Origin of the sequence: Limnothrix sp. FACHB-1083 (genome assembly GCF_014696485.1) — a bacterium.
Classification (GTDB): Bacteria; Cyanobacteriota; Cyanobacteriia; order CACIAM-69d; family CACIAM-69d; genus CACIAM-69d.
Genome location: NZ_JACJQD010000007.1, coordinates 22556 through 43994, shown reverse-complemented (window position 1 = coordinate 43994; position 21439 = coordinate 22556). Strand labels below are relative to the sequence as shown.

Annotated in this window: 12 protein-coding genes; 7 read left to right on the top strand and 5 right to left on the bottom strand. The window is 54.7% G+C overall.

The features are described 5' to 3' along the window. Positions 1–6: 6 nt before the first annotated feature. Together H6F46_RS10395 and recF are read left to right on the top strand one after the other, a co-directional pair. On the top strand, positions 7–531 hold the full coding sequence (locus tag H6F46_RS10395; protein ID WP_199291502.1) for a hypothetical protein: 525 nt from the start codon (positions 7–9) through the stop codon (positions 529–531). Positions 532–707: 176 nt separating this feature from the next. Continuing rightward, positions 708–1862, top strand: coding sequence for a DNA replication/repair protein RecF (recF, locus tag H6F46_RS10390; protein WP_190355308.1), 1155 nt, complete (start codon positions 708–710; stop codon positions 1860–1862). Positions 1863–1966: 104 nt separating this feature from the next. Here recF and H6F46_RS10385 read toward each other — a convergent pair whose 3' ends face one another. Beyond that, positions 1967–2428, bottom strand: a complete 462-nt coding sequence (locus tag H6F46_RS10385) for a single-stranded DNA-binding protein (RefSeq protein ID WP_190355271.1) — start codon at positions 2426–2428, stop codon at positions 1967–1969. 766 nt (positions 2429–3194) lie between these two features. Between H6F46_RS10385 and H6F46_RS10380 the strand changes: the two genes are divergently transcribed. The 4 genes from H6F46_RS10380 (at position 3195) to cobT (ending at position 11857) form a co-directional block, all read left to right on the top strand. After that, the gene (locus tag H6F46_RS10380) at positions 3195–8492 is read left to right on the top strand and encodes a hypothetical protein (protein ID WP_190355272.1); all 5298 of its coding nucleotides are present in this window, start codon (positions 3195–3197) and stop codon (positions 8490–8492) included. Next, complete coding sequence (locus H6F46_RS10375) at positions 8489–9841, top strand: hypothetical protein (protein ID WP_190355273.1); 1353 nt, start codon at positions 8489–8491, stop codon at positions 9839–9841. The genes H6F46_RS10380 and H6F46_RS10375 overlap by 4 nt, the downstream gene beginning before the upstream one ends. 43 nt (positions 9842–9884) lie before the next feature. Beyond that, positions 9885–10583, top strand: a complete 699-nt coding sequence (locus tag H6F46_RS10370) for a DUF2232 domain-containing protein (RefSeq protein WP_190355274.1) — start codon at positions 9885–9887, stop codon at positions 10581–10583. A 98-nt stretch (positions 10584–10681) separates the two neighbouring features. After that, positions 10682–11857: a nicotinate mononucleotide-dependent phosphoribosyltransferase CobT gene (gene cobT, locus H6F46_RS10365; RefSeq protein WP_190355309.1), complete on the top strand. Its 1176-nt coding sequence runs from the start codon at positions 10682–10684 to the stop codon at positions 11855–11857. Between the two features lie 49 nt (positions 11858–11906). Here cobT and H6F46_RS10360 read toward each other — a convergent pair whose 3' ends face one another. Next, the gene (locus H6F46_RS10360) at positions 11907–12314 is read right to left on the bottom strand and encodes a DUF3110 domain-containing protein (protein WP_099532308.1); all 408 of its coding nucleotides are present in this window, start codon (positions 12312–12314) and stop codon (positions 11907–11909) included. 8 nt (positions 12315–12322) lie between these two features. On the opposite strand from H6F46_RS10360, the gene H6F46_RS10355 reads away from it, so the two are divergent. Continuing rightward, on the top strand, positions 12323–12493 hold the full coding sequence (locus H6F46_RS10355; RefSeq protein WP_206753584.1) for a hypothetical protein: 171 nt from the start codon (positions 12323–12325) through the stop codon (positions 12491–12493). 24 nt (positions 12494–12517) lie between these two features. Here the strand turns inward: H6F46_RS10355 and H6F46_RS10350 are convergent, their stop codons facing one another. The 3 genes from H6F46_RS10350 to H6F46_RS10340 all read right to left on the bottom strand — a co-directional run bounded on the left by H6F46_RS10350 (position 12518) and on the right by H6F46_RS10340 (position 20479). Next, positions 12518–15292, bottom strand: a complete 2775-nt coding sequence (locus H6F46_RS10350) for an EAL domain-containing protein (RefSeq protein WP_190355275.1) — start codon at positions 15290–15292, stop codon at positions 12518–12520. Between the two features lie 135 nt (positions 15293–15427). Beyond that, a complete protein-coding gene (locus tag H6F46_RS10345; RefSeq protein WP_199291500.1) occupies positions 15428–16624 on the bottom strand; it encodes a response regulator in 1197 nt (398 codons plus the stop codon). Positions 16625–16675: 51 nt separating this feature from the next. Then, positions 16676–20479, bottom strand: a complete 3804-nt coding sequence (locus H6F46_RS10340; protein ID WP_190355277.1) for a GAF domain-containing protein — start codon at positions 20477–20479, stop codon at positions 16676–16678. Positions 20480–21439: the final 960 nt, after the last annotated feature.

Sequence of the window (21439 nt, the reverse complement as noted above, 5' to 3'; positions counted from 1 at the left end):
ACGACCGTGATTCGCCTCTCTCTCTCTCCCGATCGTTTTTCTACCGCCGCCCATCGAGACCCGTCCCACGTCGCCTCTGTGTTTCAGCTTGACCCGCCGCCCCTCGACCCGATCAACCCCGAATCGCCCCTCGGCCGTGTTCTGAGTGGTCAGGTTTGGATTGTCAACAATCGCCGCCGCAACGGCCTGTTGTTGATCAAAGAGTTCTATGCCGAATTTGCAGGGCCCGGGGCGGCGGTGGGCGGTCTGGTGGATCAAGACTGTCAGGCGGTGATTCCGTTGGGAGATTTTGAGCTGTTGCTGCCCAAGTCTTTAAAGGAGCAGGAAACAGGCTACCGAATTCGGTTGCAATGGCTGAAGTTGGTGGAACGATTCACGGCGCGGGGCGATGCCAAGCAGCGGGCCCGCAAACTGCTGGATCAGTTTGAAGAATTTTTTGATCGCTCAGATATTGACAAGTTACCGGATCAAGTCCTAGCGGCGGCCGTTGGTGTATTGCCCCACGTGATTCGTGCGGCCCGCCACAAGTGATCCTAGAAGATATCTAAGCATCTTCTAATGAGCGCCCATTGGAGTATTCGTTAGCAGCATAAGCTTCAGTCCCCCGAACGAACGGGTTTGCACCGGCATAACGAACTTGCGGTGCTTGGGAGAGGACGTTTGGTGTTTTGATGGTTGGGTTCTTTTCGATCGCCCCGGTCGCCGTCGTGTATCTCCAGCGTCTGCATCTGCGCCAGTTTCGGAACTATGCCGAGCAGTGGGTTGAATTTGTTGCACCCAAGACGATCCTGGTGGGGGACAATGCCCAGGGCAAATCCAACCTCTTGGAGGCGGTGGAGCTGCTGGCCACCCTGCGATCGCACCGCACCAGCCGCGATGGAGATTTGGTGCGATCGGCCCAAGACTGTGCCCAAATTACCGGTTGGATCGATCGAGCAGCGGGGCCCCTGGAACTGAGCTTGAGCCTGCGACGGGTGGGCAGACGCACCCTGGTACGGAGCGGCGAAACCCTGCGGCGGCAACTCGACGGGCTAGGATCCCTGAATGCGGTGGAATTTTCCAGTCTTGATCTGGACTTGGTGCGGGGCGGGCCGGAACAGCGCCGCCGTTGGTTAGATGGCTTGGTGATGCAACTGGAGCCAATCTATGCGCACCTGTTGCGCCAATACGAGCGAGTGTTGCGCCAACGGAATGCCCTGCTGCGAGATTGGGCCAAGCAACGCCGCCAGGGTCAGGCCTTGAGCGATCGGGCGGCAGAGCTGGCCGTTTGGGATGCGCAATTGGCGGCTACGGGAACCCGGCTAATTCGACGGCGGGCCAGGGCGATCGCCCGGTTAGCCCCCTTGGCCAGTCGTTGGCATGGGGCCATTAGCGGCCGCGTGGAAACCCTGACGTTGACCTATGCGCCGAATGTGGCGATCGCGCCGGATGTGTGGCAATTGCCGGCCCTGGAAGAAGCGCGGGCCATTGAAGCCACCTTGTTGGCCCAAATGCGCGATCGGGGGGAAATTGAGCAATACCAAGGCACATCCCTGGTGGGCCCCCACCGGGATGAAGTGACCCTGGCGGTGGATGATGCCCCGGCTAAACAGTACGGCTCCCAAGGGCAACAACGCACGTTAGTTTTGGCGCTGAAGCTGGCGGAACTTTGCGCGATCGAGGCCGTGGTGGGGGAACCGCCGCTGTTGCTGTTGGATGACGTGTTGGCGGAACTGGACTTAGCCCGCCAAAACCAATTATTGGGGGCGATCGCCGATCGGTTTCAAACGATTGTCACCACCACGCACCTGGGAGCCTTTGATGCTCGCTGGCTGGATTCAGCCCAGGTGCTGACGGTGCGATCGGGCGAAATCGTAGCCTGACGGCCTGATTCAAGGAGTTTCAGTTCGGACGTTTGAACCTTTGAATTTGGCTAAATTCAATTAAATTCAACTAAATTTGACTGAATTTAACTGAATTCAACTCGTTAAAACGGAATTTCATCATAATCCAGCTCATCACTCGGAGCCGGAGCCGGGGTCGGAGCCGGGGCCGGACGAGGCGGCACGGTGGCAGCCGGCGGCGGAGCCGATCGATAGCTGGCATTGGTGGGCGGGGCCACGGGCGCGGCCATGGCTGAGCTGGCCAGCGATCCCAAGCTGTGAACACGGCCCACCCGCAACTCGGCCCGTTTTTCCTTAAATCCTTCGGGACGGTCGATCGTGGTCATGGTGAGTCGGCCTTCCAAAATCACCCGATCGCCCTGATGGCAAGACTGCTGAATTTCATTGGCCAAGTTGCCAAACCCCACCGCCTTAATCGTCGCGGACGGATCTTCAGGGCGCTGCCCCGGAAATTGCACCAACATCTCCGCGATCGCCAAGTTATCCGGCGTGTAGCGCAGTTCGGGATCCTTCACCACCTCTGCCATCAACACACAGCTATTCATGACGCGATCGCCTCCAAAATTACGAACATTAATCAATATCTAACCTTACGCCTAACCTTTAGACCCAGCACTTTCTCTCTCCCTCATGCCAAGCCTTGGTCTCTAGTTTCAAGGCCCTCGCCGCCAAAAGCAAATGGTTGGGGTGATCAGGACGAATTACAGCCCACCGGAATCGCCACCCCATCAGAATTGCATGAGAGACCCAGTTAGAGGTTAGGATTGGCCGCCGATCGGCCCCCGGCCAGTTGTTAAAGATAGTTAAAAAATCGCAAAACCACCAGCAAAGTAGGCGTGAATTGAGCGCAAGGACAACCGCGCCTGGCGGTGACCATGCCCTCCTTTGGGGCCATCGTGATTCTCTGGCCCTCTTTGGGGTTAATCAACGGTCTATCTCCCCTTCAAGCGACCCAGCGCGATCGCTCGTCAATGGGCAGGGCGATCGCACCCGCGCCCAGGGATATTTAACAAGACCCAAAAGGGACAAAGCCAGCGGCTGACCGGCGCGTTGGTTGATGTCTGGGGTTGTAGCTGTTAGAACGTAAGGGTTAATCAACGGTGATTGAGCGGATGAAGCTGACTTCGCCGCAATAAAGCAGGAAGTCTCCTGATTGCCGCATTTGCTGGCGAGTCGCAGCCATGATTTAGAGAAGCCGTAACGAAAAGAAGCAGGAACCCGACTCGCGAGGCTCGGGAATCGCCGCCCATCAGGGGTGGAGAAGATGTCAACAGCGCTGTAACCAAAACGTTTGGGTAAGGGTTTGTCGTCGTGACGCTCGATCAAGACTTGGAAATTAAAAGCCTTTTGGCCGACCTAGACGCGGCTCTTGCTGCGGCTGGTAACGATACAACGCAGGTTCAAGCGCCCCGAGCCTTAATCGAGCAGGTGCGAAGTCGTTTAACCCAATTGGCGACTCCGACCCCGGATGCCGGTGAGGTAGCGATCGATGAGGCCCTGTGGGTTCAGCAGTCTTGGGATGCGCTCGCGCCGGACTTGCAAACGGAGCCACCGGCCACCACCACCGTGCAAGCCTTGGCCCAAGGACTGCTGCGATCGATGCAGCAGGAGATTGACCAACTGCGCCAAGGGGCGATCGCCCCAATCCAGTCAGATTTGGAGTCTCTGCGTCAACAGCGCCAAATTCTGAGCGAAGAAATTGCCCAACTGGAAAATCAGCGCCAGTATTACCAATCCCTGGCCCAGCAGCAGGCGAACCAAGAGCAGATCATCGGCGACTTTTTGCAACAAGTGCGCGATCGCCTGCAAACCAGCATCACCGACCAAGTTTCGCAGCTCGTGGCTCGCAAGGAAGCGGCCCCTAGCTCCCAAGACCTCACGGAACTGGACAGCTCCGCCAGCAGCATTCTGGAGCATTTGCAAACAACCCTCAACGCCATCACCAGCACCCTGCAATCCAATTCGCAGCGCTACGAAGAGGCCCTGAATGCGGCCCTGGAGCGGATGCATGTGCTGGGCGAAGAAAGTGAAGCGGTGCTTGATCACTGGCTCAGTCGTTTGGCTTCGGCCCTGGGCCGCGATTTGCCGGCCGATGAAGCCGCGATCGAGGGCCGTTCCGAGGCAACCAACGCGGCCGACGAACGTTCATCGGCGATCGCCACCAGTTTGGCCCTGTCAGCCCTGGGAGGTGGGGCGATCGCGGCCACGGCTGCGGCCACCGCAGACCCCGCCGACGCTACGGAAGCAGCACCCCTCGATTTGGATCTGAACTATGACTTACCCACCGATGACGCATCGGATTGGGCGGGGAGTTCGGGTTTCGGTGAACCTGAGGCCGCTGAACAGGGGAGTGAGCTGACAACGGCCGAGGCTGGTCAAGCACCGGATGCGCTGGATTTGGATCTGAACCTGGCGATCGATTCCACGGCCCATGACCCCACGGCAGACCTGAGCACGATCGCCCCGATCGAGGATCTTCCCGATTCGGAAGCTGATTTCAGGGCTGAACTAGATCCGCTGCTAGCTCCCGATCAAGACAACAGCACCGCCACGGACGATCTCGGGGCCATTGATGATCGAGCCATTGCCGATCAGGCCGTTGATGATCAGACCATTGGCGACATTGACTTTGATGCCCTGGATCTGCCGCCCTTGACAACAGAATCGATCGCGGCGGGAGATTCAGCAATCGAACTGAACGAGGCGATCGACTCGCCCACCACGGAACCGGCGATCGCCACCGAAGCGCCCGCACCAACCGACAGCGACGATCTAGACACCAGCGATCCCACCTGGATTGGGTCAGAGGAAGATATTTTTTCGGATGTGGATGCCATCTTCCGGTTTGATGACCCCGTGGAGCCGGAAACCACCGCCCCGGGTGATTCAGCCTCAGATGATGCCGACCCAGGCGATTGGGATCCTTTGGCCGCCGTGACAGGGGCAACTGTGGCCGGCGTTGGCCTGCTGGGCGTGGCCGCTTCAGCGGAAGCTGCCCTCCCGCCCGCAGACCTGCCGATCGCCCTCGATGCGATCGCCCCGCCCCCCTCTCTGGATTACGGCGCAGAGCCGGATCTCAGCGACAGCCCCCCCTTGCCCGATGGCCAATCCCCGGCGGACATCATCGACGCGGTGGATGCTACCAGCGAGGTCACCAATTTGGATCTGCCTTGGCAAGCGGAATCCACCGCCACGGCAGATTTGAGCAGCTTTAGCGGCGGTGGGGGTTCGTTCACCACAGCTGACGGTTTGGATCTGGATGAGCCAAGCCCGGCGCTGGGGTCAGACCTCCCTTCAGACCTCTCTTCAGAGGTGAATTTTGAGGCGATCGGGGAGCCAACTGCTGCACCGGAGGCGATCGAAGCGGCCGCCGCCAGTGAATTCAGCCCCCTCGCGGGGCTTGAGGATTGGTCAGTGGAGCCGGATTTGGAAGCGGTCGCCCCCGCCGATAGTGTTTTGCCAGAACCCTGGCTGGACTCGGAACTCACGGGTGATGCAGACCTGGCCGAGGACGTGAGCCAGTGGGATCAAATTGCGGTGGAAGCCCCGGATGCGGGTAGCTCGCCCCTTGAGCCGACCGATGCTTGGGATTTGGGGAATGAAGTTCCATCCCTGGAACCCGATGCCGAAGATTCCGCGCTTGCTCAAGCATTCCCCTCCGAGCCTGACCCCAGTGCTGGGCTGGATCTTGGTCTTGAGCTGGATTCGGAACCGGAGTTACCGCCGCTGGCCGCTGAGTTGGCTTCCGAGTCGGAAGATTTGGGCGGTGATTTGCGGGCGGAGCTGGCCGCTTGGCAGCAACCCAGTGATGCTGGGGTCAGTGATGATCTGGAGTCGATCGCCCCGTCCATCGAAGATTCCTTCTGGCAAGTGGAGGAAGAGGAACAGCCGATCGAAAGCTCGATCGCTCCCAGTGATTTGGAATTGCCAACGCCGGAAGCTATTGCCACCTTTGATCCGCTTAATCAGTTTGACCAATCCCTTGGGCAACCCCCTGAGGAATCTTTTGAGGAATCTTTTGATCAACTGCCTGAGCCGTCGCTCGATCAGCCCGAGGATGATCTGTTCGCGCAGGATCTTGACCCAGCGATCGACCCAGCGATCGAACTAGAGCCAGAGTTGATGTCTGCCTTCGACGGCACACCCGACACCAGCTTGGTGGCAGAAGAAACGCCCGGGTTTGAAGGATCCTGGTCAGATGAGCCTTCCGATCTGCTGGCGGCGGAATCGGCGGCCCCAGCAGATCTCCTGGGAGGCGCGGCGGATGATGACCTTGGCCTTGACCTCGCGCTAGATGTGGCCAGTGACAGCGACCTCGGAGCGATCGACCTATCCGGCAATGTTGAATCGCTGCCCTTGGGCTTAGGGGCTGACCCGGGCGCGGGCGACTTGGCAGACTTGGGAGTCGCTGATCTGGGAGCGATCGAACTGGAGGGCGATGGGGCGAGTGAGCTGGGTGGTGATCTGAATGATCTGAATAATGATTTGGATTTGGACTTGGCCACTGATCTGGCTGACGACCCAGGCTCGGATCTGGAAGCAGCCTTGGGCACAGACTTGGGCGCGGATCTCGATCAGTCCACTCCGGCCGATGAACTCAACACCCCAGGTTTCGAGAACCTGGGATTCTTGGCCGCCCCCATCGGTAGCCTGTTGACCCCCGACCAGGGACAACCGATCGGCGAAACCGCAGAGGCAGTAACGTTTGATTTCTGGGACGGCGAAACGAACCAGCCAGCCCCGGAACCCGAGTTGGCATCCGAAGGGGCGATCGAGCCGGGCCTCGAAGGGTCGGATTTAGGGGATTTGGCATTACCGGAAGATTTGGTCTTGCCGGACGGCGGTTCCGGGTCTGATTTTGGCGCAGACTTTGGCGATGATCTGCTGCCGGGTTTGGATTTGCCGGTGGATGAGGTGATCGAGGAACCCAATGATTTCACAACCGACGCGGCCATCGGTTCCGCGATTGATTTGACCTCGGAAGCAACCGATTTTGCGATCGCCAGCTCCGGGGATACAGCCCTTGAGGCCCTGGAAACCCCAGATCTGGACTGGTCTTCCGATCCTCTGGACTCGTCGGAAGCCTCATTGCCGAACGAATTTGCAGAGGCATTCCCAGCCGAGTCGGTTGCTGTGGGCGACTTGGGTTTGGATCTGTCTTTGCCCGCCGATGAACAAACCCAAAGCGATCCCTTCGATGCCGGTTTAGAGGCGATCGCAGGGTTGCGCGACGACCTGAGTTTCGGTGACATCAGCAGCGCCTTTGGCAATGCTCTGGATTCCGAGGCCACAGCGGAGTTATCAGAACTGGAAACCGACGCAGCCCTCAATCTCCCTGAGCAAGTGGATTGGGAGGCGGCCTTGGCGGAACCGGCTGTTGAGCAGGATTTGACCGCCGAGGCCTTGGCCACAGACGACTTGGCCACAGAGGCGGCGACCACTGACGCATGGACTGATCTAGGCAACGCCAATGATCCAAGCATCAGCGCTCCCGTGGGGTTAGGTCAATTCATGACTGACGCATGGACTGACTTAGACAACGCCAGCGATTCCAATGCCGATGAACCAGAGGAGTCCAGTGATCTTGCTGCCTATTTCGTGGAGTTCAGCGATCAACCGTCAACGACCGCTGAAGCCGAAGAGCAACCGACATCCCTGGAGTCCCTAGACTTGGGCGATGACCTGGATTCCCCGATCGAGGATTTGGGCGACGATCCCGGGACGGCGTTCAGCATCGAGGGACTGAGCGATGAGGTGGGTGATGATTTGGGCTTAGAGCCAGACTTCAGCGCTGACTTCAACCCGGGTTTAGGGGCCGATTTGGGATCCACTGAGTTCAACCCTTTGGCGGACTTGGAGACCAATCTGGAAACCGCTGCGGATCCTGATTTGTTGGCGGCGGTTGGTGAAGCCAATGACGATCCGCTGCTGGAGTTTGCCAATGACTCAGGCTTGGAACTGCCGGAACTTGCCGCTGAGGATGAATCGGACTTCGCTACCGATCTGGATCTCGGCGCGGATCTCAACCTGGCCGCAGAAGCCAGCGCAGATGATTTTGATTGGGCCGCAGATTCCACGCCCCCGATCGCCCCGGAAGCTGACACTGCACCGCTGGAGATGGATAACCTGCTGTTGGAGATGGGGGAGGCCACGGATGATGGGGCGATCGCCCCTTCCCTTCTAAATTTCAATGCTGAGGCTGAGGATCTCGACTTTGGCGACGGGGCCACAGCCAACGCGGAGCCGCTGGCCGGTTTGGATCCGCTGGATTTGGATCTACCTTCCTTTGATGAGGCCATGGGTGAGCCGCTGCTGTCGCTGGATGATGTGACGGCGAATCCCTTGGAAATCAGCAGCCTGGATCAAGCCCTTGACATGGGAATGGCGGCCTTTGAGCTGCCCAATGCGCCAACGGATGGCTCTTTGGATCCGATCGCCCTGGATCTGACCGGTGGGACTGATTTTGACCCAACGGCGCTGGATGCGGCCTTGACGGAATTTGGTGAATCATCGGTTTCCCCCTTGGGCGAACTGGATCCAGAGCTGGATGCGCTGCTGGCGGAATCCCTGCTGGCGGATACTGACCTGGACGAAACCAAGAAGGAATGAGCCGATCGACCGATGGGCGCTGGTGTTTGGGCCTCAGCTTAGGAGACGGCCTCTGGGCAGTGGCCCTGCGCGATCGCCAGTCCGATCGGGTTGGGCTGCTCGGTCAAGTCCAAGCCAGTGGCGCAACCTTCGTTCAACCCTGGAGTTCGTTGGATGGGCAGTCACCGGAATCTGGCGGCTCTCGGTTGCTGTTGGATGCAGGTTTGCCCTACCGCAATCCCCAAACGGGCCAAGCGCATCCCCTGGTCACCTGGGCCGGTGAATTGCGATCCTTGCCACAATTGCTGGAGACACTAGCCGAGTCCCTGGCAAGATTGCGGGATCCGGCGATCGCCTGGGTCACCACCACCGGAAAGCCTGTGCCAAGCCAGGTGCTGCGATCGGTTGAGGACGTGGTAGTGGGCTATCCTGTCCCCTCTGGGGAGGCCTTTCGGTTCAACAGCCGAGAACTGGTGCTGAAGGCTGGCTTGGTCACCCATGGTCAACGGGTGATGACGGTGGCCGAAGGATTGGGGTCGGCCTTGGGTTGGGATGGGCTGCAAGGTTGGGGCTGCTGTTGGGTGATTGATCTGGCGTTGCCAGGCCCTCTGCCCCTTCCCCAATCACCCACCCCAGCCCCCTTAACCCAAGCTCACCTAACCCAAATCACCTTGCTCGATCGGGACTTTGGCCGACAACTGGGCCAAACCCACGGCTTAACGGGCCCATGGCATGGTTGGCCCCAATGGATTGAGACCCTAAATTCAGCCCTCAATCATTTGGTGGCCCAATCGGGCATTGCTCCCCAAAAGGTAGAACGGATTTTGTTGCGTGGCGCGATCGCCCAGGCTCCCCGATCGAGTGACCCCACCGGGGCCCTTCAGGATTACCTGCGTCAAAAATGCCCCAGCGCCACCCTCCATTGGGAACCCTCCTCCCAACCGCTCGGACGATTGGCCATGGGGTTGAGTCGGATGGTGGACTGTCCGCCCTGGGATGAGGCCAAGCCCTATGATGACTACTTCCTGTTTGCGGCCCTGTTGCGCCATTTGACCCCGGAACCTCAACCGCTCGATCGGCTCTTGGAAGCCTTGGCGCAAGATGGCATTCACGGCCGCACCTGCCGTCGATCGATTCAACAACTGCTGGCGGGGGAAATTCCGCCCGGTCTGTTGCCCCATCCATGCTGGGCCCCCAACTCCCTGGCGGATCCGGACTATCAAGCGCTGGCGGCCCAATCGCCGTTTCAATGCTTGGCTAGCGGGTGGTATGCTCTCGATGCTTCGGCCGGAACCCGTTGGCGACGCTATTTAGGCCTGGTGTGGGGGCGATCGAGCACGGCAGCTTTGGAACCGATCGGGGCGATCTAGGGCCACTTGATCACACACCAATCTTCATCAATCGATTCAGCCCATGACTGTTTCCCCTCCCCGATCGCCCGCCGATTTACCCCCCGAGCCAGAGAATCGCCCGCTTCAGCCTCCCCGCACAGACACGATCGCCCCATTAGCCCTGGTGGAAACGGCCTTCTTAGCCAGTGCCGCCAGCCTCATCTGGTTAGTCAATTTTTATTTCCCCCTTGGGCCGGCGCTCCGGGTCTTTTTTTCCCTCCCGATCGCCTTGGTATACCTCCGATGGGGATCCCGATCGGCTTGGATGGCGGCCATTGTGTCCGGACTCTTGCTATCGGTGCTGATGGGCCCGCCTCGCAGCATCCAGTACGTGATGCCCTATGGACTTCTGGGGGTCTTGCTAGGCTGTCTATGGCGGCGTGGCGTAGGTTGGGGACGTTCCATTGCCCTGGGAACACTCCTGAGCGCCACGGGACTGTTTTTCCGAATTGCGTTGGTTTCCACCCTGCTCGGGGATGATCTGTGGACTTACGTCACCGTCCAGGTCACCGGTTTGCTGGAGTGGGGAGCCACCCGGTTGGGCCTGCTTTGGCGGCCGGAACTGGGAGCGGTTCAAGGGGCAACGGTTTTGATGATCTTGATCAATGCGGCCGTGTATGTGTTCGCGGTGCATTTGGTCTCCTGGGCCGTCTTTGAGCGGTTGGGCCTGCGGTTGCCACCGCCGCCGCGCTGGGTTCAAACCTTACTCGAGATAGACTAGGAACGCTTGATCAGGCGATCTGCGCTATGGCAATGATGCAGCCACAGGATATTCAGCCATTGTCGATCGATCAATTGCCAGCGGATAACTGCGACTCGATGCTGCCCCCGTCGTTGCACATTTTGGCGGGGGGCGATCGAGCACGGGCTTGGGTGCAATCACGACGGGGCCAACAACCGCTGTTTAGCTGTGTGTTGGGGTTCACGGAAACGGGGCTGATTCCGGGCATTTCTGCGGCCGGGGCCACTCCGGCCGATCGCCGCTACACGGCCCTGGCCGATGCGGAATTTTTGGTGAATGGGCCCAGGGGCAATCCGGCCTATCCGCTCCCTCCCTTGGCTGGGGGAGCCTCACCGGTTTTGATTTCTCGGGCGATTTTGGAATCTCTCCATTGGCGATTGCGTGTGATTAATGCGGGGCTACAGGATTTGCCCTCCATTCCCCACATCCGCATGGGCGGACTGCCGGCTCGCTGTTTAAGCACGGGCTATGCGCTCGATCGAGCCGTGGTGGAGCAGCTCTTTGCAGCGGGCTATCGTTTGGGACAACAGCTCGCCACCGAGGGCAACCCCCTGCCGCCGGATTATTTGCTGATTTCTGAATGCGTTGTGGGCGGCACTAGCACAGCCCTGGCGGTCTTGTTGGGACTGGGGATTGATGCCACCAACCGGGTCAACAGCAGCCATATTTTCTGTAACCATGCCCAGAAATTGGACTTGGCTCTTACGGGCTTGCGGCGATCGGGTCTGGGCGAGTGGCATCCCGATCGCCAATGCGTGCAAGGATCCCTCGACCAAGATCCGCTGGCCGTGGTGGCGGCGGTGGGCGACCCCATGCAACCGGTGGCGGCGGGCATGGCCCTCGCGGCCAGCCAAACCAGCGGTGTGCTGTTGGCGGGAGGAACACAAATGTTGGCGGTCTATGCCCTGGCCCGGGCGATCGCCCAACGCCGACAGTTGCCCTGGAAACCGGAGGCGATCGCCATTGGCACGACCCGTTGGGTGGCCTACGATGCCAGCGGCGACACCCTTGGCCTGGCCAAGGCGATCGCCCCACCGGAGGAGGAACCGATCCTGCTCACAACCTTGCTGAATTTTGCCCAGTCCACTTGGACGCAATTACGAGCTTATGAAGCCGGATTTGTGAAGGAAGGAGTTGGGGCCGGCGGGGCGGCCATCGCGGCCAGTTGTGCCGCCGGTTGGGACAGTGAGCGCTGTCTCCAGGCAATTGAAGGGTTGCTCAGTCGCTGGTCAACGGTGCTGCATAATCCCTAGTGAATGTCACAGTGAATGTCACCTGATTGGACATCGAGGGCAGGCATTTCTAGAGCAATCCCTCCAATCGCCGCCGGATTCGCTCCAGCTCGGCGGCACTCATGGATCCGGCATCCTCTTCATTGGCCGTGGGAGGCGCTTCCCCCTCCACCTGCCAGCTCATTTCATCGGTCGATCGATTGGTTTCCATCGGGATCGCCAATTCCCCTTGGGCCACCAATTGGCACTCGTAGCCCGCTTCTTTGCAAAATTCCCGCACTTCGTCATCCTCGATCGGCTCCACGGTGGCCAGGGGAAAATCCTGGGCCTCCAGCAAGCCCGCGTAGCGAGTGGCATCGTCCTCATCTTCAAACATCAGGACGCAGTTACGTTCCACACCTTCCCCATCTCGCAGCCAAATGCTGTAGATTCCTTCATTTTCGGTGCGGGCGTTGAAGAGCAGAACGAAGACGCGCATAGTGAATCGTGAAATGGACCAAGGACACAACCCGATCGCCCGCAAGGGTCGCAGCCAGCCAACGGGCGATCGGGCGGTTAGCGCCTATCATCTTAAGGGGTCTGGCGGTGGAATTTGCGAACAGCGGCATTTGCCAAATTTGCCAACCGCTATTTCACCCAGCTTCTGACTGCCGTTGATTCCCCATTCCTGCGCCCGATCCCTTAAACCGACGAACTGGGACAAGGCCCCGATCGGGGCTGGTCATGGCTCACCAAGCTTTGATTGATCACGCTTCGCCGCTCCTCTTCGATCAATCCAGGACTTAAACCTTCGGTGAAGAACTGGTTCTCAATTTCCTGCGGCGGCAGCGGCTTGGCAAACCAATAGCCCTGGCCAAATTCACAGCCCAATTGTTCCAGCCACCGCAATTGCTGTTGGGTTTCCACCCCCTCCGCCACCACATCCAAACCCAACTGATTACTGAGGGCCACGATCGTGCTGACCACCTGGAAATTGCGGTTTCCCTTTTCCATTTGCCCCACAAACGATCGGTCGATTTTTAAATAGTCAGCGGGCAAGCGGTGCAAGTAGCTTAAGGATGAGTACCCCGTCCCGAAATCATCAATGCTGATTTGAATGTGGTGACGTTTTAACTCCGTCAACAGCTCGATCGTCTGATTAATATCTTCAATTAACATACTCTCCGTAATTTCCAGCGTCAGATAATGAGGCTCCAAACCCACCTCATCCAACGTTTGCAAGATTTCTGAAACCATCGTTGGTTTTCGCAACTCCTGCGCCGAAAGATTCACACTCATCTTTAGGGGTGCAAACTCCGGGAAAGATCGCTGCCAGTGCAACAACTGTTGGCAAGCCTGGCGCAAAATCCACCGACTGAGCTGTTGAATCACGCCCGTTTCTTCCGCCACGGGAATGAATTCTGCCGGAGAAATCCAGCCCCGCGTTGCATGGTGCCAACGGGCCAAAGCCTCAAAGCCCACCAATCGGCCTTTGGCTAAATTAATCACCGGTTGATAGTAAACCCGAAATTCTTCTTGGGTTAGGGCCTTGCGCAAATCGGTTTCCAAGGTCAGACGATTGATCGCCTGATGATGCATTTCTGCTCCAAAAATCTTGTAGGTGCTGCGCCCCGACGACTTGGCGCGGTACATCGCAATATCCGCATCCCGCAACAGATCCGATGGGTGATCGTAGTCGGCGCTGCCCAGCACAATGCCAATGCTAGCAGTAATCACAATTTCATAATCATCAATGGCGATCGGCTTTTCAAAGCTGCTGAGAATTCCCTCCGCCATGCGCACCGCCGCATCCAAGCTTTCCAAATCTTCTAAGAGAATGACAAACTCATCTCCCCCCACTCGGGCGAGAAAGTCGCTGAAGCGCAAATAGCTTTTGAGGTTTTGGGCCATTTGCACTAGCAGGCGATCGCCAATTAAGTGCCCCAAACTATCGTTAATCACCTTGAATTGATCTAGATCTAAAAACAGCACCGCATAGCGATAACTGCTGACCCGCTTTGAACGGTTAATGGCTAACTCCAAGCGTTCCGTTAAGAGCGATCGATTCGGCAAATTCGTCAACAAATCATGTAAGGCATTGTGCAGAATTTGAGCTTCGGCTCGCTTCAGGGCGCTGATATCCGTCACCGTGCCCACATAGCCCACCACCTGATCTTGGGCATCGTATTCCGCCACCACTTGCCCAAAAACCCAAGGATCTTCGTGACAATCACTGCGCAAGCGATATTCCAACTGAAAAGGCCGCTGTTCGTTCACAAATCGCTGCCATTCGTCTTGGAATTTCACCTGATCATCCGGGTGAATATAATCTAGCCAACCCATCCCCATGGCCGCGCGGGTGGAGTAACCCGTAATCTGCGACCATCGTTGATTCACGTAAAGACATTGATGGTTGGCATCCGTGCGGAAAATTCCAACGGGCACTGCATTGGCCAGGTTGATGTAGCGCTGTTCGCTCTCCCGCAGCCGCACTTCCGTTTGTCGTCGTTCATTTAGCTCCGTTTGCAATTGGTGATAGGCCTGGGCCTGTTGAAGGGCGATCGCCAATTGTGTTGAAAGCTGTTTTAAAAATTCCTGTTCTTCCGTGGGCCAATGCTCTGAACTTTGACAGTGAATGACGCTTAAAAATCCCCAGAGCTTTTCATTTTGCAAGATGGGCACGGCAAGCTGTTGACAGTGAGCCGTTCGTGGAAATTTTTCCGGACAATCGGTCATCAAATCCTGAAAATGCACCGTGGCATCATTGCCCTTTTCAAGCTGATAGGCTTGCAGTCTGACGCGGCTCAGATGAATTTGGTCACGATCTTTCAAGAGCGGAGCCATGGTCGGATCCTGGGCCGCAGCCACCACCGTGGCTACTTGGCTATTGTGATCCGCAATAGAGGATTGTAATTGCCAAATTGCAACCGCACGGCACTGGAAGAGTTGTTGCACTTCTTGAACCGTGGTTTCAACAATTTCGTTGAAATCAAAGGACGCGCAAATCTGAGTAGCAATAATTGATAAAACCCGATCGCGCTCGGCCTTTGCTTGGAGCGCTGCGGTGCGGGTTTGGACTTGCTGTTCAAGATCAATATAGGTTTGTTTAATTCGCAACATTGACTGCACGCGCGCTCGCAGTTCAATGCCATTAATGGGCTTAGTAATGAAGTCATCGGCCCCAGCCGCCATACAGCGGGCCAGGTCTTTTTTTTCCGTTAGCGCCGTAACAATGACGATCGGAACCGTGTGCCAATCGGGCATGGCTTTGATGCGAGCGCAAACCTCAATCCCATCCAGCCCGGGCATCATCACATCCAACAGGATCACATCCGGTTGAAAGAGGTCTAGGGACTCAAGGGCATCAATGCCGTTGGAAACGTAGTGTAACTGGTAAGGGCGATCGCTCAGTAACGATTCAATGACATCGAAATTATCCGGCTCATCGTCAACTACCAGAACTGAACTGTAAGCCATGACTGCGTAATCATAAATGAGGGAAAGACAACGGAAGCAGAGATTCCCCCTATCTTAACCTGTTTCCCATATTGTCCCTGTGATCTCGTGCTTGCCATGGAAAGTTAACTGTCCAGTCATGAACAAGCACCAACCCTAAACCATGGCCATTTGAGGTTGAACTGCGAGGGGTAATTTTGCCGTCACCGTGGTTTCTTGATCCACAACACTTTGGATCAGGAGCGAGCCACCATAACGATCGATCAATTTTTGAACGATCGCCAACCCCAGCCCAAGTCCCTGTTGTTCATAACTTCGGCGCTCAAATTGAATAAATGCTCCAATTTGGGCAATTTGCAGCTCGGTCATGCCGCGCCCTTGATTCGTAATGGATAAGTACAACCAAGAATCCATCGACTCCGTTTTAATCGTAATCGGCGTACCTGCCTGGGAAAACTTGATGGCGTTGTCCAGCAATTCTTCAACAATGGTTTGTAAATGCTTGATCGACATGGACAGTTGCGCGGTAGCCAAATCCAAAACCAAATCAGCTGATCGCTTGACCGAGTTAGTCTGAGATGCTGAAGCGTTGGCAATCCATTCCGCACTGTCAATAGTTTCCAGCGCAATCTCGGAAGCTGTCGATGCGACATTGGCCGCCATGCTTGAATTACTGACCAATTTCAGACTACTGTCACGGACGAGTTGAATATAGTTAAGGTAGCGACGACTAACCCGCTCTAGGCGCATAGTTGAGGTTTTAGCCAGTTGCAATAGCTCTGCGATTTCCTCATGATCCATGTCTTCATGTTCCTCAATGAGGATGCCCAGAACACCAAAAATTCCATTTAAAGGGGTATTTAATTCGTGAGGCAAACTCATCGACAAACTGCCTCGCAACTCATCAAGACTACCCTGAAGAATATCGATCGTTCTTTCTTGTAATTGGGATAGTTCTTGGATGCTTTGATACTGCTGCCGAATGCGCAGCATCGATTGTACTCGTGCCCTCAGTTCTGTGCTGTTAACCGGCTTGCTGATAAAGTCATCGGCTCCTGCTTGGATGCAACGGGCCAGATCTTCTTTATCGCTGAGAGCAGTGACCATGATAATTGGCACTGATTTCCATTCGGGCATCGCCTTAATTTTTTGGCAGGTGGTGATCCCATCTAGCTCGGGCATCATCACATCCAACAAAATCACATCAGGTTGGAAAACATGTAGAGATTTCAGCGCCTCTAGACCATTCCAGGCATAGTGGAGTTGATAATCCCGATCGCTCAAAAAAGCTTCAATAACATCAAAGTTATCCGGCTCATCATCAACAACTAAGATGGAAGGAATGGTCATCATTTGTCTCCTGCTATTCTGTGCTGTTCCAAGAGATGTCAGCGTCATGCCTCGCTATTTAGCAGCTAATAGCTCTTGGATCTTGACTGCTAATTGCTTGAGCTTGATTGGCTTTGTGAAGTAGTCATTTGCACCCGCACTGAGACAGCGTTCTCGATCGCCTGGCATCGCCAACGCTGTGAGAGCAATTATCATTGTACTCGCCAGCTCTGGGGTTTGTCTAATTTGCTGCATTGCCGTTAAGCCATCCAGATTGGGCATTTGAATATCCATGAGGATGAGATCGGGGTGATGCAGTTTTGCCATCTCGATCGCTTGCACACCATCCTTTGCTAGCAGAATTTGGTAGTTCTTAGCCTTTAAGTAACTGGAAATAGTATTAACATTGGCTTCATTATCCTCCACCAGCAAGATCATGGGTGGGCGGGGTTGATCCATCGCAATTGCGGTTGGGGAGGTCTCAAGTTGGGGCACAGGAACAGTGACTGGCGCGTTTGCCAATTCCATCACCGGAAAACAAACTTCAAAGCAACTGCCAACCCCAACTTCACTGGTCACAGACACCAGCCCTTGGTGCATTTCCACCATGCGCTTGACCAGCGATAATCCCAGCCCCGTTCCAGCATATTGACGACTGAGCGAGCTATCAATCTGGATAAAAGGTTTAAAGAGTTTTTCAAGATCAACAGCAGAAATTCCAATCCCTGTATCCGTCACCTTGAAGGAAATAAGCGATGGAGAGCGCTTGGTGTTTTGAGCGTGCGCATCTTGAATTTCCGTAGACTGAGAATCAGAATTCGTAAAGTACTTTAAGGTGTTAGTGGGTCGTTCAAAAATCTGCGAAACCGTTAAGGTCACTTGCCCTCCATCGGCAGTGAACTTAATGGCATTGCTCAACAAATTAATTAACACCTGACGCACTCGGCGCTCATCCACAAAAATATCCGGGAGGTTGGGCTGAATAGTCACCCCCAGCTTAATTTGTTTTTTCAGCGCCTGTTGCTTAACAAAGGTAATGGTTGCTTGACAGAGTTGATTGATTTGCGTAGGTGCTCGATTCAGAAGAATTTGACCTGATTCAATTTTGGCCAAATCTAGAATGTCGTTAATTAGCTCCAGCAAATGCGTGCCACTGCGCTCGATTGTTTTCAGAGCTTGCCCTTGGCGGTTATTAATTTCTCCATAAATTCCATCTTGAATAACTTCAGCCATGCCCAAAATTGCATTCAAAGGGGTGCGCAATTCATGGCTCATATTGGCTAAAAATTCATCCTTGAGCTTCGTAGCCCTGGCCAGTTGCAAATTGCTTTCTTGCAGTTGGGCATAGAGTTCCGATTGCTGAATAGCGATCGAGCATTGTTCAGCCAACCGTTGCATAAATTCCACTTCCCCGGTACACCAATACCGTTGGGAGCTGCACTGATGGGCAATTAACAGCCCCCACAGTTGATTAGATTTTTGCTCAATAATTGGCACGGCAAGCTTAGCTCGAATTTGCAGGGTTTGCATGAAACTAGACAGGCAGTTAGCCAAATGCTCATGATCCCGATCGGTAATGGTGCAAACATAACCATTCATATATTTCTGATGGCAGCTATCCGGGAACACTTCTGCACTAAATTCCATGCCCAAGAGGCTAGGGCAATGGTCAATCCGAGATTCAGCCACAATTTTGCCGCTACTTTGTTCATAGACTTTGTAAATCACAACTCGATCGGCAAATAGAATTTGTCGAGCCTCTTCCGCCGTATTGAACAAAACAGATTCCAATTCCAAGGATTGGCGAATTCGTCGGATCACGGAACTAAGCACTTTTTCCTTTTCAAATAGCCGCCGAAACTGCTCCTCACTGCTTTTGAGCGCTGTTGTTCGCTCCAGCACTTTCGCTTCCAAATCTTGGTTGAGTTGTTGCAGTGCTGCTTCCGATTTTTTCTGATTGGTAATATCCGTGATCGTGGTGATGTAGCCCACCACTTCTTCATGGTCGGAATATTCGGGCACGGATTGGGCCAACACCCAACAAACACCAGCCTGATAACGCTGAATTCGGTATTCCAGCGAAAAGGGCTGTTTTTGTTTGCGGTAATGACGCATTTCTTCAATCACCCAGGCGCGATCGTCCGGATGAATTGAGCGTTCCCAGCCAATTTGATGAATAACCCTCGCCGCCAGTCCCAAAATGTCGCAGAATCGTTGATTAACATAAAGGCTTTTGCCCTTTAGATTAGTTCGAATAATTCCTACGGGAATTGCTTTGGCTAAGCTGACATAGCGACGCTCACTCGCTCGTAATTTCTCTTCAGTTTGTCGTCGTTCATGGAGTTCCGTTTGCAGTTGTTCATAGGCCGTTGCCTGCTGAATAGCAATCTCCAAATGCATGGCTAAATGCTGCACCAGTTGAATATCTTCCGATCGCCAATAGCGCGGATGATTACTTTCCACAACGGCCAGTAGTCCCCAGAAGTTTTCCTGCTGAAACAGGGGAATCAAAATCTTGGCACGCACTTGCAACCGCTCAAGCAATTGACGATGGCAAGGGGTCATTTGTGCAGCATAGATATCATTCACAACGCGCACATGGCCTTGCTTAGTTAGGGGGCTGAGTCCTTCCATGAAGCAGCAGTCTTTCACGGAGTTGGTGGGCACGGCCAAACTGGGATCTAGCAAAGCCACCGCCGCAATCACCATCGTTTGATCGGCTTGGAATTGCCAAATCTCGGCGCGATCAGACTGAACCAGGTTTCGCAGTTCTTGAACTGTAGAATTTAGAATTTCCGATAAATTTAAAGACGATCGAATCTGGGAAGCCACATTGGCAATTAATCGATCGCGCTCCGCCTGTCGTTGCAAAGAAGCCGTGCGATCAATAATTTGTTGCTCCAACTCAGAAGTTCGCTGCTCCAAAAGCGCCAATTTTTCTGCTTCCAATTGAGAAATCTTATGCTCTAGGCTAATACCCCATTGGTATAGCTCTGAGGAATTCAGCAGTTTCAAAATGCTTCGTTGAGTCACCAAACCCAACAGCGATCCATCATCACGCACCACCACCACCTGTTGAATATCCTGGCGGGTCATGAATTGTTGCGTCAGCAACAACGAATCCTGAAGCCGAACTGGCTTGTCGATCGCCTGCATGACATCCTCAGCAATCACGCGCTCCGCCGACAAATCAAGGGTCTGAAACTGAACCAAATCCGACTCAGTAATCATCCCCACTGGTTTGGGAATCGGTGGATAGTCAGCCGCCAAGGTATCCGGCTCCTGGAGCTGCATCAGCACCACACAATTCGTATCCTGTTCCGCCATCAAACGAGTGATCTGAGCGACGCTGGCCCTAGTGGTTTCGCAGGCTACTTCAGTCACCAAAGCATCCGCAACAGAGCGCGATCGCAACCAGTCCACAGGGTTGGTAATTCGCCGCAATCCTTCATCATTTAATAACCCAATGAGCTGCCCTTGATCATCCACTAAAGGCAGATATTCCAGACCAAACTGATCCATTAAATTAATAGCAACCAGCGCATTTTTAAATTCTGATTGCCTTAAAACGCAAGGAATAGGCGACATCACTTCGCCCACTTTGACCTGATGAAGATTCACCCCTTTGGCCAGCAGCCGAACCACCGTTCGATCGCTCAAAATTCCACAGAGTTGACCCCGATCGACCACCACCACACAGTGAACCTCCGCAACCGGCAAATCAACCACGGCCGCTTCAGAAGTCAACTCAAAATTCAACTCGGAATTTAACGGCGAATGACTAGCCTCCAACCGATCGCCCCCCAAGCCACTAGACTCGCGATCGCCCAAGGACAAATTCGGTTCAGCAATGGCTTGAATTTGATCGCTCGCTGTCACTGCGGCAGACCCATTGAGCAAGGAGCCTGAAACATGCGTTTCCAAGATATCATCCGCCGGCCAACTATTCTTTGAATGGGTAGAGTTGGCGGTTAGTTCTTGATGAGAAAATTCGAGATGGATAATAGGGTGATGATGATCATGATCTTGTGCATTCAGAGAGCAGGATTGGCAATTTTGATACATTTGCCCAATGACATCCCAAAGGCTCGTGTCCAATTCAACCTGGATTGGATGTCGCATAATGGCTTGATCCGCTTCTGCATCCACGAGCAAGTTAGTAGCCATAGTCTTAGCGATAAGCCCTAAATCCCAGAAATGCCGAGATTATCTTATTATCCTTTTAAACAAAAATTAGCAAACTTTGATAGCCGTCCTTGCCACAAAAATTAGCAATTACTTTCTTGTTAAATTACATTAATATTTTCGATCAGAACCAAAGGGTATTTTAGGGAACTGAAACCCGAAATCGAGAAATTTATAGTGCAGATCAGAAAATTGACGAAAATCTTAAACCCAATTGAGTTTCGAGACGCATTTTATACATTCAAGAACTTTGGTTTTCATTACTCAACCATCAATTCACTAGGGGCGAAATCGCTCAAACATCGATAGGCTCAGCTAGGGCGCTCAAGCTTAATTGACCCCGCTGAAATCCCTGAAAATACTGAGCATTTTCGGTCAGATGACTCGATCATCCTCCAGACCAGCCGATCGAGTCGGCAGACCCAGCGCCCGGGTCAAACCAGCAACGCCAGGAGACGAACTAGGCAGGTTCACAAAACCGGCTCCTGACGGGGATCGCCCGATCGAACCCAGTTCCTTTCCCAAACGGACAAGATTCCGATCGTCTCTTACCTTTAATATGCCCAACCGGAGTCCAAGAAATCGCCTAGGGGACAACTCCCAAGAGACGATGATTGAGCTTAACCGTGGGGGGTGCTGAGTCGGATCAAACGG